At 71.5% G+C, this 21,752-nt stretch carries 24 protein-coding genes and 1 pseudogene; 23 read left to right on the forward strand and 2 right to left on the reverse strand.

Annotation, left to right across the window (positions count from 1 at the left end; all coding sequences use genetic code 11):
- On the forward strand, positions 1 to 253 hold a 253-nt coding region (locus K6I33_RS07545; protein ID WP_229349091.1), incomplete at its 5' end, for an ACT domain-containing protein.
- 76 nt (positions 254 to 329) lie between these two features.
- Complete coding sequence (gene ffh, locus K6I33_RS07550; protein WP_229349093.1) at positions 330 to 1,874, forward strand: signal recognition particle protein; 1,545 nt, start codon at positions 330 to 332, stop codon at positions 1,872 to 1,874.
- 66 nt (positions 1,875 to 1,940) lie between these two features.
- On the opposite strand, the gene K6I33_RS07555 is transcribed toward ffh, so the two are convergent.
- Positions 1,941 to 2,768, reverse strand: a complete 828-nt coding sequence (locus tag K6I33_RS07555; RefSeq protein ID WP_229349095.1) for a class I SAM-dependent methyltransferase — start codon at positions 2,766 to 2,768, stop codon at positions 1,941 to 1,943.
- A gap of 387 nt (positions 2,769 to 3,155) precedes the next feature.
- On the opposite strand from K6I33_RS07555, the gene proS reads away from it, so the two are divergent.
- The 18 genes from proS (at position 3,156) to K6I33_RS07645 (ending at position 17,922) form a co-directional block, all read left to right on the forward strand.
- Positions 3,156 to 4,571 (forward strand): proline--tRNA ligase, encoded by a 1,416-nt coding sequence (gene proS, locus K6I33_RS07560; protein WP_229349097.1) that lies wholly within the window; start codon positions 3,156 to 3,158, stop codon positions 4,569 to 4,571.
- Positions 4,572 to 4,836: 265 nt separating this feature from the next.
- Entirely contained in the window at positions 4,837 to 5,430 is a 594-nt protein-coding gene (locus K6I33_RS07565) for a hypothetical protein (protein ID WP_229349099.1), read from the forward strand.
- A 248-nt stretch (positions 5,431 to 5,678) separates the two neighbouring features.
- Complete coding sequence (gene rpsP / locus K6I33_RS07570) at positions 5,679 to 6,116, forward strand: 30S ribosomal protein S16 (RefSeq protein ID WP_126916296.1); 438 nt, start codon at positions 5,679 to 5,681, stop codon at positions 6,114 to 6,116.
- A gap of 2 nt (positions 6,117 to 6,118) precedes the next feature.
- Positions 6,119 to 6,358 carry an RNA-binding protein gene (locus K6I33_RS07575; protein WP_005311361.1) on the forward strand — a complete coding sequence of 80 codons (240 nt, stop codon included), beginning with the start codon at positions 6,119 to 6,121 and terminating at the stop codon, positions 6,356 to 6,358.
- Positions 6,359 to 6,449: 91 nt separating this feature from the next.
- Positions 6,450 to 7,007, forward strand: coding sequence for a ribosome maturation factor RimM (gene rimM / locus K6I33_RS07580; protein ID WP_229349101.1), 558 nt, complete (start codon positions 6,450 to 6,452; stop codon positions 7,005 to 7,007).
- Positions 7,007 to 7,831 carry a tRNA (guanosine(37)-N1)-methyltransferase TrmD gene (trmD, locus tag K6I33_RS07585; protein WP_229349103.1) on the forward strand — a complete coding sequence of 275 codons (825 nt, stop codon included), beginning with the start codon at positions 7,007 to 7,009 and terminating at the stop codon, positions 7,829 to 7,831. The genes rimM and trmD overlap by 1 nt, the downstream gene beginning before the upstream one ends.
- Before the next feature lie 131 nt (positions 7,832 to 7,962).
- A complete protein-coding gene (gene rplS / locus K6I33_RS07590; protein ID WP_229349105.1) occupies positions 7,963 to 8,313 on the forward strand; it encodes a 50S ribosomal protein L19 in 351 nt (116 codons plus the stop codon).
- A 45-nt stretch (positions 8,314 to 8,358) separates the two neighbouring features.
- On the forward strand, positions 8,359 to 9,174 hold the full coding sequence (gene lepB / locus K6I33_RS07595) for a signal peptidase I (protein ID WP_229349107.1): 816 nt from the start codon (positions 8,359 to 8,361) through the stop codon (positions 9,172 to 9,174).
- Complete coding sequence (lepB, locus tag K6I33_RS07600) at positions 9,167 to 10,219, forward strand: signal peptidase I (RefSeq protein WP_229349109.1); 1,053 nt, start codon at positions 9,167 to 9,169, stop codon at positions 10,217 to 10,219. The genes lepB (K6I33_RS07595) and lepB (K6I33_RS07600) overlap by 8 nt, the downstream gene beginning before the upstream one ends.
- Positions 10,158 to 11,195 (forward strand): signal peptidase I, encoded by a 1,038-nt coding sequence (gene lepB, locus K6I33_RS07605; protein WP_229349141.1) that lies wholly within the window; start codon positions 10,158 to 10,160, stop codon positions 11,193 to 11,195. Before lepB (K6I33_RS07600) ends, lepB (K6I33_RS07605) begins: the two co-directional genes overlap by 62 nt.
- Before the next feature lie 102 nt (positions 11,196 to 11,297).
- Positions 11,298 to 12,038: a signal peptidase I gene (lepB, locus tag K6I33_RS07610; protein ID WP_229349111.1), complete on the forward strand. Its 741-nt coding sequence runs from the start codon at positions 11,298 to 11,300 to the stop codon at positions 12,036 to 12,038.
- Between the two features lie 42 nt (positions 12,039 to 12,080).
- The gene (locus K6I33_RS07615; protein ID WP_229349113.1) at positions 12,081 to 12,590 is read left to right on the forward strand and encodes an NUDIX hydrolase; all 510 of its coding nucleotides are present in this window, start codon (positions 12,081 to 12,083) and stop codon (positions 12,588 to 12,590) included.
- A 39-nt stretch (positions 12,591 to 12,629) separates the two neighbouring features.
- Positions 12,630 to 12,938 carry a DUF2469 domain-containing protein gene (locus K6I33_RS07620; protein ID WP_126916304.1) on the forward strand — a complete coding sequence of 103 codons (309 nt, stop codon included), beginning with the start codon at positions 12,630 to 12,632 and terminating at the stop codon, positions 12,936 to 12,938.
- Positions 12,939 to 13,061: 123 nt separating this feature from the next.
- Entirely contained in the window at positions 13,062 to 13,421 is a 360-nt protein-coding gene (locus K6I33_RS07625) for a YraN family protein (RefSeq protein ID WP_229349115.1), read from the forward strand.
- Positions 13,421 to 15,028 (forward strand): YifB family Mg chelatase-like AAA ATPase, encoded by a 1,608-nt coding sequence (locus K6I33_RS07630; RefSeq protein ID WP_229349143.1) that lies wholly within the window; start codon positions 13,421 to 13,423, stop codon positions 15,026 to 15,028. Before K6I33_RS07625 ends, K6I33_RS07630 begins: the two co-directional genes overlap by 1 nt.
- Complete coding sequence (gene dprA / locus K6I33_RS07635; protein ID WP_229349117.1) at positions 15,025 to 16,206, forward strand: DNA-processing protein DprA; 1,182 nt, start codon at positions 15,025 to 15,027, stop codon at positions 16,204 to 16,206. Before K6I33_RS07630 ends, dprA begins: the two co-directional genes overlap by 4 nt.
- A 247-nt stretch (positions 16,207 to 16,453) precedes the next feature.
- Entirely contained in the window at positions 16,454 to 17,290 is an 837-nt protein-coding gene (gene whiG, locus K6I33_RS07640) for an RNA polymerase sigma factor WhiG (protein ID WP_229349119.1), read from the forward strand.
- A 74-nt stretch (positions 17,291 to 17,364) separates the two neighbouring features.
- Complete coding sequence (locus tag K6I33_RS07645) at positions 17,365 to 17,922, forward strand: TetR/AcrR family transcriptional regulator (RefSeq protein ID WP_229349146.1); 558 nt, start codon at positions 17,365 to 17,367, stop codon at positions 17,920 to 17,922.
- 138 nt (positions 17,923 to 18,060) lie between these two features.
- On the opposite strand, the pseudogene K6I33_RS07650 reads toward K6I33_RS07645, so the two are convergent.
- A pseudogene (locus K6I33_RS07650) lies at positions 18,061 to 18,594 on the reverse strand (peptidoglycan DD-metalloendopeptidase family protein); the annotation flags it as partial.
- Positions 18,595 to 18,908: 314 nt separating this feature from the next.
- Between K6I33_RS07650 and rpsB the strand changes: the two are divergent.
- From rpsB to pyrH, 3 genes are all read left to right on the forward strand, one after another.
- Positions 18,909 to 19,751 (forward strand): 30S ribosomal protein S2, encoded by an 843-nt coding sequence (gene rpsB / locus K6I33_RS07655; RefSeq protein ID WP_229349121.1) that lies wholly within the window; start codon positions 18,909 to 18,911, stop codon positions 19,749 to 19,751.
- A gap of 177 nt (positions 19,752 to 19,928) precedes the next feature.
- Entirely contained in the window at positions 19,929 to 20,765 is an 837-nt protein-coding gene (tsf, locus tag K6I33_RS07660) for a translation elongation factor Ts (protein WP_229349123.1), read from the forward strand.
- Between the two features lie 162 nt (positions 20,766 to 20,927).
- Positions 20,928 to 21,707, forward strand: a complete 780-nt coding sequence (pyrH, locus tag K6I33_RS07665) for a UMP kinase (RefSeq protein ID WP_229349125.1) — start codon at positions 20,928 to 20,930, stop codon at positions 21,705 to 21,707.
- The last annotated feature ends 45 nt before the right edge of the window (positions 21,708 to 21,752 follow it).

Genomic DNA, 21,752 nt, shown 5'->3' on the forward strand with positions numbered 1-21,752 from the left:
GGTGAGCGTCGCCCCCGGCGGCTCCCGGGACGCGACGGTCCTGGAGGTACGGGCCCAGGACGCCCCCGGCCTGCTCCACCGCATCGGCCGCGCCCTGGACGACGCGGGGCTGTGGGTGCGCAGCGCGCACGTGAGCACCCTGGGCGCGAGCGCGGTGGACGCGTTCTATGTGACGGGCCCCGGGGGCGGCCCGCTGCCGCCCGAGGAGGCCGCCCGGACGGCCCTGGCGGTCCAGGAGTCACTGGGCGGCTGACCGCACCGGGGAGGGCCGGATACCCTTGGGGGTCAGCCGCCGCCTTGACTTACGACAAGAAGGATCCGCGACCACCGTGTTCGATACCCTCTCCGACCGCCTCGCAGCGACGTTCAAGAACCTCCGGGGCAAGGGCCGCCTCTCCGAGGCCGACATCGACGCCACGGCACGCGAGATCCGCATCGCCCTGCTCGAGGCCGATGTGGCGCTGCCCGCCGTGCGCGCCTTCATCAAGCAGGTCAAGGAGCGCGCGCTCGGCTCCGAGGTCTCCCAGGCCCTCAACCCGGCCCAGCAGGTCATCAAGATCGTCAACGAGGAGCTGATCGGCATCCTCGGTGGCGAGACCCGCCGCCTCCGGTTCGCCAAGAGCGGCCCGACGGTCATCATGCTGGCCGGTCTCCAGGGTGCCGGTAAGACGACCCTCGCCGGAAAGCTCGGCCACTGGCTCAAGGGCCAGGGCCACACCCCGCTGCTCGTCGCCTGTGACCTCCAGCGCCCCAACGCCGTCAACCAGCTCGGCGTCGTCGCCGAGCGCGCCGGTGTCGCGATCTTCGCGCCGGAGCCGGGCAACGGTGTGGGCGACCCGGTCCAGGTCGCCAAGGACTCCATCGAGCACGCCCGTGCCAAGCAGTACGACGTGGTGATCGTCGACACCGCCGGCCGCCTCGGCATCGACTCCGAGATGATGCAGCAGGCCGCGGACATCCGTGACGCGGTGCAGCCGCAGGAGATCCTCTTCGTCCTCGACGCGATGATCGGCCAGGACGCGGTCAACACCGCCGAGGCCTTCCGCGACGGCGTCGGCTTCGACGGCGTCGTGCTCTCCAAGCTCGACGGCGACGCGCGCGGCGGTGCCGCCCTGTCGGTCGCGCACGTGACCGGCAAGCAGATCATGTTCGCCTCCAACGGCGAGAAGCTGGACGACTTCGACGCGTTCCACCCGGACCGCATGGCGTCCCGCATCCTCGGCATGGGCGACATGCTCAGCCTCATCGAGAAGGCCGAGCAGACCTTCAGCCAGGCCGAGGCCGAGAAGATGGCGGCCAAGCTGGCGAAGGGCCCCAAGGAGTTCACGCTCGACGACTTCCTGTCGCAGATGGAGCAGGTCCGCAAGATGGGCTCCATCTCCAAGCTCCTCGGCATGCTCCCGGGCATGGGCCAGATCAAGGACCAGATCAACAACCTCGACGAGCGCGACGTCGACCGCACCGCCGCGATCATCAAGTCGATGACCCCGGCCGAGCGCCAGGACCCGACGATCATCAACGGCTCGCGCCGCGCCCGTATCGCCAAGGGTTCCGGCGTGGACGTCAGCGCCGTGAAGAACCTCGTGGAGCGCTTCTTCGAGGCCCGCAAGATGATGTCCCGCATGGCCCAGGGCGGCGGTATGCCGGGTATGCCGGGCCTCCCGGGCATGGGCGGTGGCGCGGCCCGCAAGAAGAAGCAGATCAAGCAGGCCAAGGGCAAGCGCCAGTCCGGCAACCCGATGAAGCGCAAGGCCGAGGCGGAGGCCGCGGCCGCGCGCCGCGAGCAGGCGCAGGCCGACGGCATGCCGGGTCTCCCGACGGGCGCCGACGGCAAGTTCGAGCTGCCCGACGAGTTCAAGAAGTTCATGGGCTGACCCCGGCCCTTGGAACACCTGTGGAAGCCCCCCGGCGCCGCCGGGGGGCTGTCGTCGTCCGTGCGCCTACACCCGGGCGATCAGATAGCGGAACACGTTCGGCATCCACACCGTCCCGTCGCCCCGCAGATACGGGTGGAGGGCCTCGACGAGCTCCTTGGCGACCTGCTCCTCGTCCGTCGCCCGCACCGCCGCGTCGAAGGCGCCCGTCGACAGCAGGCCCCGTACCGCGCTGCCCATGTCGGCGTAGCCGTACGGGCAGGAGACCCGGCCCGAGCCGTCCGGGGTGAGCCCGGCGTCGCGGGCCAGGTCCTCCAGGTCGTCACGGCCGCAGGGGCGCCAGCGGGCCGGGGCGCACATCGGATCGGCCAGGCGCGCGGCCACCCGGAGGGCGCCGGACGCCGCGCAGCGCTCCTGCGGTCCCCAGCCGGCCAGGACGACGGGCGAGCCCGGCACGGCGTACGCGGCGGCGCGGGCGAGCCCCCGCGCCAGGCCCCGGGGGCCGGTGCCCGCGCAGAAGAGCGGGTCGAAGGCGGTGACGAGCGTGAAGAGCGGGTCGTCCGGCCCGGTCGCGGCCTCGGGCCCGCCGAGGCCCAGGCGCGGGCCGCCCGCCCGGGCGCCCTCCGGCAGCAGCCGCTCACGGGCCAGCGCGAGCCTGCGGCCGTCGGTGTCCACACCGCAGACGACGGCCCCGCGGGCCGCGGCCATCAGCAGGGCCAGCCCCGAGCCGCAGCCGAGGCTGAGGAGCCGGGTGCCGGGGCCGGTCTCCAGGCGCTCGTACACCGCTTCGTAGAGCGGCACCAGCATCCGTTCCTGGATTTCCGCCCAGTCGCGGGCCCGGGATTCGGGCGAGGTCGGGGACGGCCGGTGCCGCCGCACGAGCGTTGGTGTCATCGAATGCGCCCCAATCCGCCGGTTCACGTCTTCTGGTCCGTGGTCCCGCCCCCATGAGTGCCGCTGTCCGTGCCGAGCAGCCGGTGCTTCATCGCTTCGTTCCGGTGCTTCGTTCCGGTGCTTCGTTCCGGTGTCCCGTATCCGGTCTTCGTGTCCGGTGCTTCGCCGCGATGTGCCGAGGGCCGCGGGAACGCCCGTTCCGCGGGCCGTGGCGAAGAACCCCCCGATGCCAGAGAACTCCGCTTCGGCCGCCGAGTCCAGGGGGTGACGCCCAGGCTTTGCCCCGCCGTCACGATGGCATGTGCCGGACGTACGGGCGGCCGGGAAGAGAGGGCCGCCGGCGGACGGATTCACACTCGGCCTGACGCGCCCCGTACCATTCGCAGCATGGCAAAGGCTCCCATTCTCACCCCCCAGGCGGAAGACTTCCCGCGCTGGTACCAGGACCTGATCAACAAGGCCGAACTGGCCGACAACGGCCCGGTGCGCGGCACCATGGTCATCCGCCCGTACGGGTACGGGCTCTGGGAGCGGATGCAGCAGGAGATGGACGCCCGGATCAAGGACGCGGGCGCCTCCAACGCGTACTTCCCGCTCTTCATCCCGCAGTCCTACCTGACGAAGGAGGCGGAGCACGTCGAGGGCTTCGCCCCCGAGCTCGCGGTCGTCACCCACGGCGGCGGCAAGGAGCTGGACGAGCCGGTCGTCGTCCGGCCCACCTCCGAGACGATCATCAACGAGTACTTCTCGAAGTGGGTGCAGAGCTACCGCGACCTGCCCCTGCTCATCAACCAGTGGGCCAACGTCGTCCGTTGGGAGATGCGCCCGCGCGTCTTTCTCCGTACGAGTGAATTCCTCTGGCAGGAGGGCCACACCGCCCACGCCACGTACGAGGACGCCCGCGACTACGCGGCCCGCATCCACCGGGACGTCTACTACGACTTCATGGTGAACGTCCTGGGCATCGACGTGGTGCTCGGCCGCAAGACGCCCAAGGAGCGTTTCGCGGGCGCCATCAACACCCTCACCCTCGAGGGCATGATGGGCGACGGCAAGGCCCTCCAGATGGGCACGAGCCACGAGCTCGGCCAGAACTTCGCCAAGGCCTTCAACACCTCCTACCTGTCCAAGGACGGACAGCAGGAGCTGGTCTGGCAGACCTCCTGGGGCGTCTCCACCCGTATGGTCGGCGGCCTGATCATGTCCCACGGCGACGACAAGGGCCTGCGCGTGCCGCCGCGCCTGGCCCCCGTCCAGGCCGTGGTCCTGGCCATCAAGGGCGACGAGGCCGTTCTCGCCAAGGTCCGCGAGATCGGTGACGTCCTCAAGGCGGCGGGCGTGCGGGTGCAGGTCGACGACCGCACCGACACCCCCTTCGGCCGCCGCGCCGTCGACTGGGAGCTCAAGGGCGTCCCGGTCCGCATCGAGATCGGCCCCCGCGACCTGGAGAACGGCACCGCGATGCTGGCCCGCCGCATCCCGGGCGGCAAGGAGCCGGTGCGCATCGACGAGCTGGCCGCGCTGCTGCCGAAGGTCCTGGAGGAGGACCAGGCGCAGCTGCTGCGCGAGTCGCGTGAGCGCCGCGAGTCCCGCACCACGGACGTGGCGACCATCGAGGAGGCCGCCGAGGCCGCCCTCGCCGGCGGCTGGGCCCGGATCCCGTGGGCGACGCTGGGCGCGGAGGGCGAGGCCAAGCTGGCCGAGCAGGCCGTGACCGTGCGCTGCCTGGTGATGCCGGACGGCTCGGTGCCGGAGTCCGACGACGCCGAGGGCGCCCTCGCGATCGTCGCGCGCGCCTACTGATCCACCCGCCCCCGGGCGCGCGCTCACGCGGCGCGTGTCCGGGGGTTCGCGCTTGTACGGGCGCGGGAGCGGGGCGTACTGCCGCTTACTGATGAGTCAGTACGTCCCACCTTGCGAACAGCTGAGCGTCTCATCCCTCCTTCTCCGCAGTTCTGCGCACCCGCCCTCCTCAGGACGAATGAGGCGGGAAACTGACTGGTACGTGCAAATTATTTGGGATGGCCCGGTATCGGAACACCGGGCCGCACCCGCTCGTTGTCACGACGTGAGCACGACACCACCTGTTCTCGCCGCAGAGCTGGCGCAGGCGTGGGCCGACATTCAGCGGTTCCACCCCGAGCTGCCGGATCTAGCCGCGCCCGAATCGTTGATCGGGGAGTCGTCGTCCGCCTGCGGCGCCGAGCTCTCCTTCGAAAGGCTGCTGCACGAGGCAGTGCACGGCATCGCGGCCGCCCGCGGTGTCCGGGACACCTCTCGTGCCGGCCGCTACCACAACCGGCGATTCCTGGCGATCGCCGAGGAGCTGGGGCTCGACCACAGCGATGAGCCGCATCCCAGCAGCGGCTTCTCGCTCGTCGTGCTCAATCCGGAGGCGCGCAAGCGCTACCGGCCCACGATCGACAGACTCCAGCGGGCGCTCAAGGCGCACACCGTCGCCACCGCCGCCGACACCTCGCGCACCTTCCGGGGCCCGGCCGCGCGGCACGGCTCCTCCGGCGGCGGGGTGCGGGTGAAGGCCGTGTGCGACTGCGGGCGCAATGTGCGCGTCGTGCCGTCCGTGCTCGCCCAGGCGCCGATCATGTGCGGCGGCTGCGGGCAGCCCTTCCGGATCCCGGAGCCCGCCGTCCCGGTCGGCTGAGGACACCTGTCGCGATCAGGGACATCCGGTACCCCCGTCCGGGAAGTCCCCGATCGCGCCCGGTCCGCTCCGCTGGTCCCGGGCGTCGACAACGCCGGACGGTATGGCACAATGGGTCGCTGTACTCGACAGTCGCATAGGACCCCTCTCTCCTCCGGCTGACGCGTCCATCGGGCACCCGAGTACCGCAAACCCCACGTGGCATCTCGTTGTGCCCAACCACGTCAAGACCAGGAGACACCACTCCAGTGGCAGTCAAGATCAAGCTGAAGCGTCTGGGCAAGATCCGTTCGCCTCACTACCGCATCGTCGTCGCCGACTCCCGCACCCGCCGTGACGGCCGTGCGATCGAGGAGATCGGCCTGTACCACCCGGTGCAGAACCCCTCCCGCATCGAGGTCGACAGCGAGCGCGCCCAGTACTGGCTGAGCGTCGGCGCCCAGCCGACCGAGCCCGTTCTGGCCATCCTCAAGGTCACCGGCGACTGGCAGAAGTTCAAGGGTCTGCCGGCCCCGGCCCCGATGCTGGTCGCCGAGGAGAAGAAGCGCGACTTCAGCGACCTCTTCGAGGCTCGTGTGAACGCCGCGGGTGAGGCGAAGGGTGAGGCCATCACCCCGAAGGCCAAGAAGTCGGAGAAGAAGGACGAGGCCGCCGAGGCCGAGTCCGCTGAGTCGACCGAGGCCTGAGGATGCTCGAGGAGGCCCTTGAGCACCTCGTGAAGGGCATCGTCGACAACCCCGACGACGTGCAGGTCGCCTCGCGCAACCTGCGTCGTGGGCGCGTGCTGGAGGTCCGGGTCCACCCCGACGACCTCGGCAAGGTGATCGGCCGCAACGGCCGCACCGCCCGCGCCCTGCGCACCGTCGTGGGCGCCATCGGCGGCCGTGGTATCCGTGTCGACCTCGTCGACGTGGACCAGGTCCGCTGAGAAGCGACAGATCACCGGCACGGGCCGGGAAGGGTTTCCCTTCCCGGCCCGTTGTCGCGTTCGTAAGACCATTGCGAGAAGGATTGAGACAGTGCAGCTGGTAGTCGGCAGGATCGGCCGCGCCCACGGCATCAAGGGCGAGGTCACCGTAGAGGTGCGCACGGACGAGCCCGAGCTGCGGCTCGGACCCGGCGCCGTGCTGGCCACGGACCCCGCGGGCACGGGGCCGCTGACCGTCGAGACCGGCCGGGTGCACAGCGGCCGGCTGCTCCTGCGCTTCGCCGGCGTCGCCGACCGCAACGCCGCCGAGGCCCTGCGCAACACCCTGCTGATCGCCGAGATCGACCCGGACGAGACTCCCGAGGACCCCGAGGAGTACTACGACCACCAGCTGATGGACCTCGACGTCGTCACCGTCGACGGCACCGCCGTCGGCCGGATCGCCGAGATCTCCCACCTGCCGTCCCAGGACCTCTTCATCGTCGAGCGGCCGGACGGCACCGAGGTGATGATCCCCTTCGTCTCCGAGATCGTCACCGAGATCGACCTGGACGAGCAGCGCGCCGTCGTCGACCCGCCGCGCGGCCTCCTCGACGCCGGTGAGGCCGAGGTCGCGAGCTCCCGCGACGCCGAGGAGGGCCAGGAGTAATGCGGCTCGACGTCGTCACGATCTTCCCCGAGTACCTCGAGCCGCTGAACGTCTCGCTCGTCGGCAAGGCCCGCGCCCGCGGACAGCTCGATGTACGCGTCCACGACCTGCGCGAATGGACGCACGACAAGCACAACACCGTCGACGACACCCCCTACGGCGGCGGCCCCGGCATGGTGATGAAGCCCGAGCCCTGGGGCGAGGCGCTGGACGCGATCATCGAGTCCGGCACGTCCGGCACCGAGGACGCGCGCCCCACCATCGTCGTCCCCACCCCCAGCGGCGAGCCCTTCACCCAGGAGATCGCCGTCGAGCTCGCCGAGAAGCCGTGGCTGGTCTTCACCCCCGCCCGCTACGAGGGCATCGACCGCCGCGTCATCGAGGAGTACGGCGACCACTACGACGTACGCGAGCTCTCCATCGGCGACTACGTCCTGGCCGGCGGCGAGGCACCCGTCCTCGTCATGGTCGAGGCCGTGGCCCGGCTGCTCCCCGGCGTCCTGGGCAACGCCGAGTCGCACCGCGACGACTCCTTCGCCCCCGGCGCCATGGCCGACCTCCTGGAGGGCCCCGTCTACACCAAGCCGCCGGAGTGGCGCGGCCGGGGCATCCCCGACGTCCTCCTCAGCGGCCACCACGGCAAGATCGCCCGCTGGCGCCGCGACGAGGCCTTCCGGCGCACCACCGCCAACCGGCCCGACCTCATCGAGCGCACCGACCCGGCCGCGTTCGACAAGAAGGACCGGGAGATGCTCTCGATCCTGGGCTGGGGCCCCGGCGAGGACGGCCGATTTGGGCGAGTGGCCCCCGACGTGGAAGAATGAGCCGTTGCCTTGCGTCCGGCGTGCGCCCCTGCCACAGGGGGACCGACGCCCGCCCGGTGTGCGGGGCACATTCCCACTTTCCGTACGAATTCCGCCGATGACCTGTGGCATCGGCGAGGAAGCAGACGAATATGTCTTCCCTGCTCGACGGCGTCAACGCCGCTTCGCTGCGCACCGACGTCCCGGCCTTCCGTCCCGGTGACACCGTGAACGTCCACGTTCGCGTCATCGAGGGCAACCGCTCCCGTATCCAGCAGTTCAAGGGTGTCGTCATCCGCCGCCAGGGCGCGGGCGTCAGCGAGACCTTCACGGTCCGCAAGGTCTCCTTCTCCGTCGGCGTCGAGCGCACCTTCCCGGTGCACAGCCCGATCTTCGAGAAGGTCGAGCTCGTCACCCGCGGTGACGTCCGCCGCGCCAAGCTGTACTACCTCCGTGAGCTGCGCGGCAAGGCCGCGAAGATCAAGGAGAAGCGCGACAACTGAGCTTCCCGACGGCGTCCGGGACCGGCCGGATAGGCTTTCGGCCCGATGGACACCGACGCACAGCTCGCATCGCTTCCGGAGCGCGACCGCTCTCCCGAACCCGCAGAGGGGACGGAGCAGGGGTCGCGCTCCGCGCGTTTTTCCCGGCTTTCCGCCGCATGGGGGTGGCTCACCGGCGGCGGGCCGCTGCGCCGCGCCGGGGTGCTGCTCTCTTTCTGTCTGGTCTCGCTGCTGCTGGTCAGCGGCTATGTGGTGCAGCCGTTCCTGATCCCCAGCGGCTCGATGGAGAAGACCCTCCAGGTCGGCGACCGGGTGCTCGTCAACAAGCTCGCCTACAGCTTCGGGGACGCGCCGCGCCGGGGCGATGTGATCGTCTTCGACGGCACGGACTCCTTCGTCCAGGAGCGGCCCGAGGAGAACGCGGTGACCACGGTCATCCGCAAGGGCGCGGCGGCCGTCGGGTTGATGCGGCCCTCCGAGACCGACTACATCAAGCGGGTCGTCGGCGTCGGCGGCGACCGGGTCCGCTGCTGCGACAAGTGGGGCAGGCTGGAGATCAACGGCCGTCCGGTGCTGGAGGAGTACCTCTACCCGGGGGACGTTCCCTCCCAGGTTCCGTTCGATGTGGTGGTGCCGGAGGGCAAGCTATGGGTCATGGGTGACCATCGCAGCGACTCCCGTGACTCCCGGGATCATCTGGGCGAGCCGGGCGGCGGCATGGTTCCGGTCGGCCGCGTCATCGGGCGCGCCGACTGGATCGGCTGGCCGCTGGGCCGGATGACCTCGCTGGGCCGGACCGGCGCCTTCGCGGACGTACCCGGCCCGGGCCAGGGGCACGGGGGAGGCGGCCCGCATGGGTAGCAGGGGCCGCCCCGGCGGCGTCCGCACGGCCGCGCCGGCCGCCCGCCCGGCGGCGGCGCCCGCGGACCGGCCGGTCCCGGGGACCGGGGGACGCGCGGAGCGGCGCAGGGCCGCCAAACGGACGGCCAGGAAGCAGCGGCGCCGGCGGCAGCGCTCGGTGCTGAAGGAAGTGCCCATCCTCATAGGCGTCGCGGTGCTGATCGCCCTGGTGCTGAAGACGTTCCTCGTCCAGGCCTTCGTGATCCCGTCCGGCTCGATGGAGGAGACCATCCGGATCGGCGACCGGGTGCTGGTCGACAAGCTGACGCCCTGGTTCGGGACCCGGCCGCAGCGCGGCGACGTGGTCGTCTTCAAGGACCCCGGGGGCTGGCTCGGCGACGAGTGGAAGTCCCGCCACGACCCGGTGGGCGTCAAACAGGCGAAAGAGGCGCTCACCTTCATCGGGCTGCTGCCCTCGGCCGACGAGCAGGACCTCATCAAGCGTGTGGTGGGCGTCGGCGGCGACCGGGTCAAGTGCTGCGACAAGGACGGCAAAATCACGGTCAACGGAACGCCGCTCGACGAACCTTACGTCCATCCGGGAAATCCTCCTTCCCAGATGACGTTCGACGTGAAGGTCCCCGCGGGCCGGCTCTTCGTCATGGGCGACCACCGTTCCGACTCGGCCGACTCCCGCTACCACCTGGACCAGCCGGGGCAGGGAACCGTCGGGGAGGACCTGGTGGTGGGGCGCGCGGTGCTGATCGCCTGGCCGCTGGACCACTGGCGGCGGCTGACCGAGCCGGGCACGTACGCTTCGGTGCGGGACGCGCCGCGCGCGGATGCGCGAGCGGGCGGTTCGCCGCATAGTCTGTCCCCCATGGATCATGAAGGATTGATCCTGCTCCCGACCCCTGCGGAACTCCCGCTCGTTATGGGAGTGATGGGCCTGCGTCCTACGTATCGCGGGCGGCAGCGTGGAGTGAGGAGTGGATGTGGGGGATGTGGCGGTCGGCGCGCGTTCCGGTCACGGAGAGCCCGAAAGGCGGCCAGAGCGGACGGATGAGCCGTCCGGGGGGCCGTCCGGCGGCGACGCGCCGCAGGAGGCCAGGTCCCAGACGGCCGGGCCCGGCCAGGACGCCACGACGGTGACGTCCTCGGAGACCCCCGCGTCCGAGGACGGCGCGGGGCGCGGCGGAAGCGGCGGCGAAGGCCGCGGGGCGCGCCGCGACGAGCCCAAGAAGCAACGATCCTTCTGGAAGGAGCTGCCGCTCCTCATCGGCATCGCGCTGGTGCTCGCGCTGCTCATCAAGACCTTCCTGGTGCAGGCGTTCTCGATTCCCTCCGAGTCGATGCAGAACACCCTCCAGCGCGGCGACCGGGTGCTGGTGGACAAGCTCACCCCGTGGTTCGGCTCGAAACCCGAGCGCGGCGAGGTCGTCGTCTTCCACGATCCGGGCGGCTGGCTGGGCGAGAGCCCGGCCACCGACCAGGGCCCGGTGGCCAGTGGCCTCCAGAAGGTGCTCAGCTTCATCGGCCTGATGCCCTCGGCCGAGGAGAAGGACCTGATCAAGCGGGTCATCGCGGTCGGCGGCGACACCGTCGAGTGCAAGGGCAACAACGAGCCGGTGACGGTCAACGGCAAGGCCCTCGACGAGCCGTACATCTTCCCCGGGAACACGCCCTGCGGCGACAAGCCCTTCGGCCCGATCAAGGTGCCCCAGGGCCGGATCTGGGTGATGGGCGACCACCGCCAGGATTCCCTCGACTCCCGCTACCACCAGGAGCTCGACCGCTTCCAGGGCACGGTCTCGGAGGACGAGGTCGTCGGCCGCGCGATCGTCGTCGCCTGGCCGGTGAACCGGTGGTCCACGCTGCCCGTCCCCAGCACGTTCGACCAGCCGGGGCTGAACGCGGCGGCCGCCGCCGCGCCGTCGGCGCTCGGGCTCGCGGGCGCGGTGCCGCTGGTGCTGTGGCGCCGTCGCCGGGCCCTGCGGAAGACCGGGCGGTCCATCGTGGTCGTCCCCGCCGCGAAGGGGTGACGGCCCGCTCCCCATCGGCCTCCGCCAGGGGCTGACCGATGCCCGTACCCCCGGGTAGGGTGCGGTTCCGTCGGACCGGCGGACGGCGGGGATGGGGACGCGATGAGCACAGTGGAACGTGGCGCCGACGGCCACGGCCGCGCGGGCAGGATGCTGTCCGGGCTGGCCGTGGCCGTCGGCGCTCTGCTCTTCCTCGGCGGCTTCGGCTGGGCCGCCCTGGTGTACCGGCCCTACACCGTGCCCACGGACTCGATGGCGCCCACGATCGGGCGCGGCGACCGGATCCTCGCCCAGCGGATCGACGGCGGCGAGGTGCGGCGCGGGGACGTCGTCGTCTTCGAGGACGCGGTCTGGGGCAACGTCCCGATGGTCAAACGGGTCGTCGGCGTCGGCGGCGATCACGTGGAGTGCTGCGACAAGCAGGGCCGTCTGACGATCAACGGTGAGCCCGTGGAGGAGCCCTATCTGGAGGGCTCCGGCCCGGCCTCGCCCACCGGCTTCTCGGCCACCGTCCCCGAGGGCCGGCTGTTCCTCCTCGGCGACCACCGCTCCGACTCGCTGGACTCCCGCAGCCACCTGGCCGACGGGGGACAGGGCACGGTGCCGCGCGACGCCGTACGGGCCCGGGTGGACGCCAGGGCCTGGCCGGTGTCCGGCTGGGGCATGATCGAGCGCCCCGGTGCCTTCGCCGGGCTGCCCGGCGGCACGTCCAGGCCGGGGCCGCTGCCCTTGATCACGACGTGCGTGGTGGTGGGCGCGGTGCTCATCCTGGGAGGTGCGGCGGTCGGCGCGCTCGCGCAGCGGGCGGCACGCGGCGGGAAGGCGGCGGTGGCCCATGGGTGAGGCGGGCAGGCTTCGCCATGCCTGAGGCGTGCGGGTTTTCCCATGGCTGAGGCGGCCGGTACCGGTGGCGGCGGCCCGCGCCGGGCCGCCCGGGTCGTCCTGCTGGACCCGGACGACCGGATTCTGCTGCTGCACGGCTACGAACCGGACGATCCCGGCACCACCTGGTGGTTCACCCCCGGCGGGGGACTGGAGGGCGACGAGGGCTGGGAGGAGGCCGCGCGCCGTGAGCTGGCCGAGGAGACGGGGATCACCGAGATCGAACTCGGCCCGGTGCTCTGGACGCGCCGCTGCTCCTTCCCCTTCGACGGCCGCCGCTGGGACCAGGACGAGCGCTACTACCTGGCCCGCACCGCGCAGCGGCCCACCTGGTCCGGCGGCGGGACGGAGCTGGAGCGGCGCAGCCTGTCCGGGCTGCGCTGGTGGACCTGCGAAGAACTGCTCGCGACGCATGAGACGGTGTATCCGACCAGACTCGCCGGGCTGCTGCGGGCGCTGCTCGACGAGGGACCCCCGAGTACGCCGGTGCTCCTGGAGACCGAGCGCGCCTGACGCACAATGGGGGGACGCACGGCTGAAGGGGAACATGCCATGAGCGCCGAGGACCTCGAGAAGTACGAGACCGAGATGGAGCTGAAGCTCTACCGGGAGTACCGCGACGTCGTCGGTCTGTTCAAATACGTGATCGAGACCGAGCGCCGTTTCTACCTGACGAACGACTACGAGATGCAGGTGCACTCGGTGCAGGGCGAGGTCTTCTTCGAGGTCTCGATGGCGGACGCGTGGGTGTGGGACATGTACCGGCCGGCGCGCTTTGTGAAGCAGGTCCGGGTGCTCACGTTCAAGGACGTGAACATCGAGGAGCTCAACAAGACCGATCTCGATCTGCCGGGGACGTGATCTGGCCGTCCGGGGGTGTTCTTCTCTGATCGGGTGACGGGGTTTTCCACAACCGCGGAGTTGTCCACCAAGATCCAAAACTTGGGGGCGGGCGCGCCATAGTCGGCACCGGAGGTGGTGCCGATGAACGCCCGAGGGGGACTCGGCAGGTACGGGGAGGAACTGGCGGCGCGCCGGCTGACCGAGGCCGGGATGACCGTGCTGGCCCGCAACTGGCGCTGCCGCGCAGGTGAGCTGGACATCGTGGCTCTGGACGGTGACGTCCTGGTGGTCTGCGAGGTGAAGGCCCGCCGAACGGGGCGGTTCGAACACCCGATGGCCGCCGTCACGGCCACCAAGGCCGGACGGCTGCGCGAGCTTGCCGAGCGATGGCTGGCCGGGCACGGCGGAGCCCCGCCGGGCGGGGTGCGCATCGATCTCGTGGGCGTGGTCGTCCCGGACCGGGGCGCGCCCCTCGTCGAGCACGCCAAGGGGGTGGCGTGATGGGCTTCGCGCGGACGTGCTCGGTAGCCCTGGCCGGGGTGGACGGCGTGGTGGTCGAGGTCCAGGCCGACCTGGAGCCGGGAGTCGCCGCCTTCACCCTCGTCGGACTGCCGGACAAATCCCTCAGCGAGAGCCGGGACCGGGTGAGGGCGGCCGTGGTGAACTCGGGCGCGGACTGGCCGCAGAAGAAGCTCACCGTGGGCCTCAGCCCGGCCTCCGTGCCCAAGGGCGGCAGCGGTTTCGACCTCGCCGTCGCCTGCGCGGTCCTCGGCGCCGCCGAGCGGATCGATCCCCGGGCCATCGCGGACCTGATGATGATCGGCGAGCTGGGCCTCGACGGCCGGGTCCGCCCCGTGCGCGGCGTCCTGCCCGCCGTCCTGGCCGCCGCCGACGCCGGATACCGCCAGGTCGTCGTCCCCGAACGCACGGCGGCCGAGGCCGCCCTGGTGCCCGGGGTCTCCGTGCTGGGCGTCCGCAGCCTGCGCCAGCTGATCGCGGTACTGGCGGACGAGCCCGTCCCCGAGGAGGACGAGGAGCCACCGGGGGAGGGGCGGCCCGACCCCATGCTCGCGGGGCTGGCCGTACCGGGAGCCGGCGGCGGGCTCGGGGCCCGGGCCGGCGAGCGCCCGCCCGACCTCGCCGAGGTCGCCGGACAGGCCCGGGCCCGCCGGGCCCTGGAGGTGGCCGCCGCCGGACGCCACCACCTCCTCTTCATGGGCAGCCCGGGAGCCGGCAAGACGATGCTGGCCGAACGGCTCCCCGGACTGCTCCCGCCCCTCACACCCCAAGAGTCACTCGAAGTCACGGCGGTCCACTCCGTCGCCGGGACCCTGCCCGCAGGCCAGCCCCTCATCGACCGCGCCCCCTACTGCGCGCCCCACCACTCGGCCTCCATGCCCGCGCTGATCGGCGGCGGCTCCGGGCTGCCCCGCCCGGGAGCCGTCTCCCTCGCGCACAACGGCGTACTCTTCCTCGACGAGGCCCCCGAGTTCTCCGGCAGAGTGCTCGACGCCCTGCGCCAGCCGCTCGAGTCCGGACACGTCGTCGTCGCCCGCACCGGCGGAGTGATGAGCCTCCCGGCGGCTTTTCTGCTCGCCCTCGCCGCCAACCCCTGCCCCTGCGGCCGGCGCGGCATGACCGGCGACGGCTGCGACTGCCCACCCCGGGCGGTCAAACGCTATCTGGGGCGCCTGTCCGGGCCGCTGATGGACCGTGTGGACCTCAGAGTGGCCGTCGAACCCGTGGCCCGCTCGGAGCTCACCGGCCCCCCGGCGGAGTCCACGGCCGACGTCGCCGCGCGCGTCCGCCTCGCCCGCGAACGCGCCGCCGCCCGGTACACCGGCACCCCCTGGCGCACCAACAGCGAAGTGCCGGGCCATGAGCTGCGCACCCGCTGGAGCGTGCCACCCGGCGCCCTCGCCGAGGCCGAACGGGACATGGAGCGCGGACTGCTGACGGCGCGGGGGCTGGACCGGGTCCTCCGGGTCGCCTGGACGGTCGCGGACCTCGCCGGACACCCCCGGCCCGACGCCGGGGACGTCGCCCAGGCACTGGAGCTGCGCACGGGCGTCCGGCGTGGCGCGGTCCCCGCCGGAGGCCTGCCATGAGCGGGCCCGGACCACGGGAGCGGCTGGCGCGCGCCGCGCTGACCGGCCTGACGGAACCGGGCGACGAACACGTGGGCCGCTGGCTGAGGGAGCTGGGCGCCGAGGCCCTGCTGCATGGCCTGACCGGGACGGGACCACCACCGAAAGGGGCCCGCCCGGACCGGCTCGAAGGCTGCCGGGCCCGCGCCGCGCACCGCGACCCGGCCCGCGACCTCGCCACCGTCGCCCGGATGGGCGGGCGCTTCATCTGCCCGGGCGACATCGAATGGCCCGGACAGCTCGACGACCTGGGGGACGCCCGCCCCATCGGCCTCTGGGTCCACGGCAGTCCGAACGTACGACTGTGGGCACTGCGGTCGGTCGCCGTCGTCGGAGCCCGCGCCTGCACCGACTACGGCTCCTATGTGGCGGCCGTCCTCGGCTCCGGACTCGCGGAACGCGGCTGGGTGGTCGTCTCCGGGGCCGCCTTCGGCGTCGACGGGGCCGCCCACAGGGGCGCGCTGGCCGCCGGCGGGGCCACCATGGCGGTGCTGGCCTCGGGAATCGACGTGCCCTATCCGCGCGGGCACACCGAGTTGCTCGGCCGGATCGCGGAACAAGGGCTCGTCCTGGCCGAGTTGCCGCCTGGCGGACACCCCACGCGCAGCCGCTTCGTCCTGCGCAACCGCGTGATCGCCGCGCTCACCCGGGGCACCGTGGTCGTGGAGGCCGAATACCGCAGCGGCTCGCTCGTCACCGCGCGCCGCGCGCGACAGCTGGGCCGGCACACCATGGGAGTGCCCGGGCCCGTGACATCGGGGCTCTCCGCCGGCGTCCACGAACTCCTGCGCGAAGGGGCCTGTCTGGTGACCGACGCCGACGAGATCACCGAGCTGATCGGCGCCATGGGCGAACTGGCCCCCGAACGGAAAGGACCCGTCGTGGCCAGGGACCTGCTGCCCGAAGCGGCCGCCAGAACACTGGAAGCCGTCCCCGGCAAAGGCGGCGCCGAGCTCGAGCTCATCGCCCGGAACGCCGGGATGGGACGGGACCGGGCACTCGGCAGTCTGTACGAACTCCAGGCGCTGGGGTTCGTGGAACGGCTGGGCGATCTCTGGCAGTTGGCTGACGCGGCGTCAACCTCCGGGACCCCCAAGCCCCTCGGACGGCGCCCCGGTGTGCGGCGAGGCGGTGCTTGACCTGGGGTGATCGGGTGAAAGGGTTAAGGGGCGGGCCGAGCCGGCCGATACGGCGGGCTCCGTGCGGCCCCGGGTGTCCCGATGGCCGCCGCCGCGCAACGCGGACCCGCGGAGGACATCCGCGCCCCTCCATCCCTACCGAAGGGGCCTCATCGCTCACCGCAGCGCCACGGTCACGCTACGCTCACGGAATCCATCCATTCGTACCACCCGGTCCAAGTCACAGCAGAACGGCTCAAAACGACGAATGCCCCAGCACACCTCCGGGTCCGACCGCGCGGCGGCACCGCCCGCAGCGCGCGGCGCCGTGCGCCCTCCCGCACCCTCGACGCTCGACGAGCTGTGGCGGTCGTACAAGGCCTCGGGCGACGACCGGCTGCGGGAGCAACTGATCCTTCACTACTCACCCCTGGTGAAATACGTGGCGGGCCGCGTCAGCGTCGGGCTGCCGCCCAATGTCGAGCAGGCCGACTTCGTCTCCTCCGGGATCTTCGGCCTGATCGACGCCATCGAGAAGTTCGACCCCACCCGCTCCATCAAGTTCGAGACCTATGCGATCACCCGCATCCGGGGCGCCATGATCGACGAACTGCGGGCCCTGGACTGGATCCCCCGCTCGGTCCGGCAGAAGGCCCGCGCCGTCGAACGCGCCTACGCCACCCTGGAGGCCGCCCTGCGCCGCACCCCCTCCGAGGCGGAGGTCGCGGCCGAGATGGACATCTCCCTGGAGGAACTCCACTCCGTCTTCAGCCAGTTGTCGCTGGCCAATGTGGTGGCCCTGGAGGAGCTGCTGCACGTCGGCGGCGAGGGCGGCGACCGGCTCAGCCTGATGGACACCCTGGAGGACACCGCCGCCGACGACCCCGTCGAGGTGGCCGAGGACCACGAACTGCGCAGGCTGCTGGCCCGCGCGATCAACACCCTCCCCGACCGCGAGAAGACCGTCGTCACCCTCTACTACTACGAGGGGCTCACCCTCGCCGAGATCGGGCACGTGCTCGGGGTCACGGAGAGCAGGGTCAGCCAGATCCACACCAAGTCGGTCCTCCAGCTGAGGGCCAAGCTCGCGGACGTCGGACGCTGAATCGTCCCTCCAGCGTCGTCCCCGACGTGGTGTGTCCGTAAAGTGGGTCCGTGCCCAGGATTCGAGCGGCCTCAGTGGCCGAGCACCGGACGATGCAGCGCGGCGCCCTCCTGGACGCCGCGCGCTCCTTGCTGTCCGAAGGCGGAACGGAGGCCCTGACCTTCCCCGCCCTCGCCGAGCGCACCGGACTCGCGCGGTCCTCGGTCTATGAGTACTTCCGCTCCCGCGCCGCCGTCGTCGAAGAGCTGTGCGCCGTGGACTTCCCCGTCTGGGCGGCGGAGGTCGAGGCCGCCATGGAGCGCGCCGACACGCCCGGGGGGAAGATCGAGGCATATGTGCGGCAGCAGCTGTCGCTCGTCGGCGACCGCCGCCACCGGGCCGTGGTCGCCATCTCCGCCGGTGAGCTGGACGCCGGCGCCCGGGAGAAGATCCGCGCCGCCCACGGCGGCCTGGTCGCCATGGTCGTCGAGGCCCTGGAGACCCTCGGCCACGACCAGCCCCGGCTGGCGGCCATGCTCCTCCAGGGAGTCGTCGACGCCGCGGTACGCCGCATCGAGCTCGGCGCGGCGGAGGAACCGGACCGGATCACGGAGGCGGCCGTCGCCATGGCCCTGCGAGGCGTCTGCGGCTGAGAACGCGCCGAGCGCTCCCTCCACCGGCCACAGCCGGGACGGGGCGCGGCGCAGCATCCACGGGGGCAGGAGGGTCAGCGGGTCGAGGTAGTCCTCCCCGTGGCGCAGGCCCCAGTGGAGGCAGCCGTGGCCCGGGCAGTGGGGCGAGCCGGCCTCCAGGACGCCGATCGTCTGGCCGGCGCCGACGCGGTCGCCCTCGCGCACCGTCGCCCGTACGGGCTCGTATGTCGTCCTCAGCGCGGGGGCGAGCTCCACGGACACCACGCCGCGCCCCGCGATCCGGCCCGCGAAGGAGATCCGCCCCGGGGTGGCCGCCCGGACCGGCTGTCCGGGACCGGCCGCGAGGTCTACGCCCCGGTGGCCCGCCGCCCAGCGCGCCGGGGGCGGCTCCCAGGCCCGCAGGACCAGGGGCCGCGTACCCCGGGCGCCCGCCACGGGCCAGGCCCGGTCGCTTCCGGGACCCGAAGGCCCTGATGGCTCCGATGCCCCTGATGCCGCCGATGACCTCGGTGGCCCCGGCGGCCCGGGGGTCGGGGGAGCGGGGCCGGAGACGGCCGTCGCGCAGGTCAGGAACGTGATCAGGAACGTGATCAGGAACGTGAGCGCGCAGAGCGTGAGTGCCCGCCCGGCCGTACCGCACCGTCCGGGCGGGGAGTCTGGTCGTCGTCGCATGGAGTAACCATGGCGGGGACCGGCGAAGCGTGGGGATCTTGACCCGGATCTGTGGACTACTCGCGGGTTGTGGACAACGCCGTCACCCGCGGGTTCTCCAGTCCCGTACACTTCTCATGGCGATCCGGGTCACCGGGTCGACTTCGCACGCCCCGCCACTGACGCGTCAGACCCTCTCGGGCAGCACGGTGGCCGTGTCTCTCGGTCCGTGGAACGGCTCCTCACAAGGGAAACGTTCGCGGCAGGCGCGTCGGGGCGTCAGGAGCGGCGGCCGCCCGGCCGTCGTGGAACCGAGTAATTCAAGGAGCGCGGCCATGGCCGTCGTCACGATGCGGGAGCTGCTGGAGAGCGGCGTCCACTTCGGTCACCAGACCCGTCGTTGGAACCCGAAGATGAAGCGTTTCATCTTCACGGAGCGCAACGGCATCTACATCATCGACCTGCTCCAGTCGCTGTCGTACATCGACCGCGCCTACGAGTTCGTCAAGGAGACCGTCGCGCACGGCGGCTCCATCATGTTCGTCGGTACGAAGAAGCAGGCCCAGGAGGCCATCGCCGAGCAGGCGACCCGTGTCGGCATGCCCTACGTCAACCAGCGCTGGCTGGGCGGCATGCTCACCAACTTCTCGACCGTCTACAAGCGCCTGCAGCGCCTGAAGGAGCTCGAGCTCATCGACTTCGAGGACGTGGCCGCCTCCGGCCTCACCAAGAAGGAGCTCCTGGTCCTCTCCCGCGAGAAGGCCAAGCTGGAGAAGACCCTCGGTGGTATCCGCGAGATGCAGAAGGTGCCGAGCGCCGTCTGGGTCGTGGACACCAAGAAGGAGCACATCGCCGTCGGTGAGGCGCGCAAGCTCCGCATCCCGGTCGTCGCCATCCTCGACACCAACTGCGACCCCGACGAGGTCGACTACAAGATCCCGGGCAACGACGACGCCATCCGCTCCGTCACCCTGCTCACCCGCGTGATCGCCGACGCCGTCGCCGAGGGCCTCATCGCCCGTTCCGGTGCCGCCACCGGTGACGTCAAGGCCGACAAGGCCGCCGGCGAGCCGCTGGCCGAGTGGGAGCGCGACCTGCTCGAGGGCGAGAAGAAGGACGAGGCTCCGGCCGCCGAGGCCGAGGCTGAGAAGCCGGCCGCGGACGCCGAGCAGGCCTGACGCTCTGCCGCACCGGACGACGGCGGGGGCCCGGTGCCCCCGCCGTCGCCCGGCGGATCCACTGTCGGACCCCGTCAGCGGGACGGGAGCCGACAGGTGTGGTGACCTCAAGACGGACCAGCCCTGCCGGACGCCCGGGTGGCGCGGCGGGGCGCAGTGCACGAGAAGGATTGAAGGATGGCGAACTACACCGCCGCTGACGTCAAGAAGCTCCGTGAGCAGACCGGCGCCGGCATGATGGACTGCAAGAAGGCGCTCGACGAGGCCGAGGGCAACCTCGAGAAGGCCGTCGAGATCGTCCGCGTCAAGGGCCTGAAGGGCGTCGCCAAGCGCGAGAGCCGCACCACCGAGAACGGCGCCGTCGCCTCCCTCATCGCCGACGACAACACCTCCGGTGTCATCGTCGAGCTGAAGTGCGAGACGGACTTCGTCGCCAAGGGCGAGAAGTTCATCACCGTCGCCGACGCTCTGGCCGCCCACATCGCCAAGGCCGCCCCGGCCGACGTCGAGGCCCTCATGGCCTCCGAGATCGAGGCCGGCAAGACCGTCCAGGCGTTCGTGGACGAGGCCAACGCCACCCTCGGCGAGAAGATCGTCGTGGACCGCTTCGCGCACTTCGCCGACGGCAAGGTCTACGCCTACATGCACCGCACCGCCGCGGACCTGCCCCCGCAGGTCGGTGTCCTGGTCGAGCTGGACAAGGACAACGCCGAGGTCGCCAAGGACGTCGCGCAGCACATCGCCGCCTTCGCCCCGAAGTTCCTCACCCGTGACGCCATCCCGGCCGAGGTCGTGGAGAACGAGCGCCGCGTCGCCGAGGCCACCGCTCGCGAGGAGGGCAAGCCCGAGGCCGCCCTGCCGAAGATCGTCGAGGGTCGCGTCACCGGCTTCTTCAAGGAGCAGGTCCTGCTGGACCAGCCCTTCGCCAAGGACAACAAGAAGACCGTCCAGAAGATCCTGGACGAGGCCGGTGTCACGCTGAAGCGCTTCGCGCGCATCCGCGTCGGCGCCTGAGCCGTCCGCAGGGCAGCGAATGACCCGCGACCCGCTAGGGTCGTACGCAGTCGGCCGCTCACCGGCCGGCCGCTGATGTGACGAGGAGGCCATTGCCGCAGAGGGAACCGAAAGGATCCATCCGGCAGTGGCCTTCTTCGTATGTGCACGAGGAGAACTCCAATGAATCAGGGCGCGGACGCCACGCAGGCCGCCGGTGACACCGGCACCGACCAGGGCAATCGCCGTCGGTTCCTGCTGAAACTGTCAGGTGAGGCCTTCGCCGGCGGCGGTGGACTCGGCGTCGACCCCGATGTCGTGCACGCCATCGCCCGCGAGATCGCCGCCGTGGTCCGCGAGGGCTACGAGATCGCCGTGGTCATCGGCGGCGGCAACTTCTTCCGCGGCGCCGAGCTCCAGCAGCGCGGCATGGACCGTGCCCGCTCGGACTACATGGGCATGCTCGGCACCGTGATGAACAGCCTCGCCCTCCAGGACTTCCTGGCCAAGGAAGGCGTCGAGACCCGGGTCCAGACCGGTATCACCATGGGCCAGGTCGCCGAGCCGTTCATCCCGCTGCGCGCTGTGCGCCACCTGGAGAAGGGCCGCGTCGTGATCTTCGGCGCGGGCATGGGCATGCCCTACTTCTCCACCGACACCACCGCCGCCCAGCGCGCCCTGGAGATCCACGCCGAGGCGATCCTCATGGGCAAGAACGGCGTCGACGGGGTCTACGACTCCGACCCCAAGAAGAACCCCGACGCGGTGAAGTTCGACGCCCTCGAGTACGGCGAGGTGCTGGCCCGCGGCCTCAAGGTCGCCGACGCCACCGCGATCAGCCTGTGCATGGACAACAAGCTGCCGATCCTCGTCTTCGAGCTGCTCACGGCGGGCAACATCGCCCGCGCGGTCAAGGGTGAGAAGATCGGCACGCTCGTGAGCGACCAGGGCACGCGGGACTGACAAGGCCCGTACGCCGCCCGCGCCGGGCGGCCGAGGAATCGGCCG

This window comes from Streptomyces sp. UNOB3_S3, from assembly GCF_020740895.1.
Lineage (GTDB): Bacteria > Actinomycetota > Actinomycetes > Streptomycetales > Streptomycetaceae > Streptomyces.

Bases quoted from the DNA above. Each gene is read 5' to 3' on its own strand.
- K6I33_RS07555 (WP_229349095.1), bottom strand. From the start codon at position 2,768: ATGACACCAACGCTCGTGCGGCGGCACCGGCCGTCCCCGACCTCGCCC.
- proS (WP_229349097.1), top strand. From the start codon at position 3,156: ATGGCAAAGGCTCCCATTCTCACCCCCCAGGCGGAAGACTTCCCGCGC.
- K6I33_RS07575 (WP_005311361.1), top strand. From the start codon at position 6,119: ATGCTCGAGGAGGCCCTTGAGCACCTCGTGAAGGGCATCGTCGACAAC.
- trmD (WP_229349103.1), top strand. From the start codon at position 7,007: ATGCGGCTCGACGTCGTCACGATCTTCCCCGAGTACCTCGAGCCGCTG.
- rplS (WP_229349105.1), top strand. From the start codon at position 7,963: ATGTCTTCCCTGCTCGACGGCGTCAACGCCGCTTCGCTGCGCACCGAC.
- lepB (WP_229349107.1), top strand. From the start codon at position 8,359: ATGGACACCGACGCACAGCTCGCATCGCTTCCGGAGCGCGACCGCTCT.
- lepB (WP_229349109.1), top strand. From the start codon at position 9,167: ATGGGTAGCAGGGGCCGCCCCGGCGGCGTCCGCACGGCCGCGCCGGCC.
- lepB (WP_229349111.1), top strand. From the start codon at position 11,298: ATGAGCACAGTGGAACGTGGCGCCGACGGCCACGGCCGCGCGGGCAGG.
- K6I33_RS07615 (WP_229349113.1), top strand. From the start codon at position 12,081: ATGGCTGAGGCGGCCGGTACCGGTGGCGGCGGCCCGCGCCGGGCCGCC.
- K6I33_RS07620 (WP_126916304.1), top strand. From the start codon at position 12,630: ATGAGCGCCGAGGACCTCGAGAAGTACGAGACCGAGATGGAGCTGAAG.
- K6I33_RS07625 (WP_229349115.1), top strand. From the start codon at position 13,062: ATGAACGCCCGAGGGGGACTCGGCAGGTACGGGGAGGAACTGGCGGCG.
- K6I33_RS07630 (WP_229349143.1), top strand. From the start codon at position 13,421: ATGGGCTTCGCGCGGACGTGCTCGGTAGCCCTGGCCGGGGTGGACGGC.
- dprA (WP_229349117.1), top strand. From the start codon at position 15,025: ATGAGCGGGCCCGGACCACGGGAGCGGCTGGCGCGCGCCGCGCTGACC.
- whiG (WP_229349119.1), top strand. From the start codon at position 16,454: ATGCCCCAGCACACCTCCGGGTCCGACCGCGCGGCGGCACCGCCCGCA.
- rpsB (WP_229349121.1), top strand. From the start codon at position 18,909: ATGGCCGTCGTCACGATGCGGGAGCTGCTGGAGAGCGGCGTCCACTTC.
- tsf (WP_229349123.1), top strand. From the start codon at position 19,929: ATGGCGAACTACACCGCCGCTGACGTCAAGAAGCTCCGTGAGCAGACC.
- pyrH (WP_229349125.1), top strand. From the start codon at position 20,928: ATGAATCAGGGCGCGGACGCCACGCAGGCCGCCGGTGACACCGGCACC.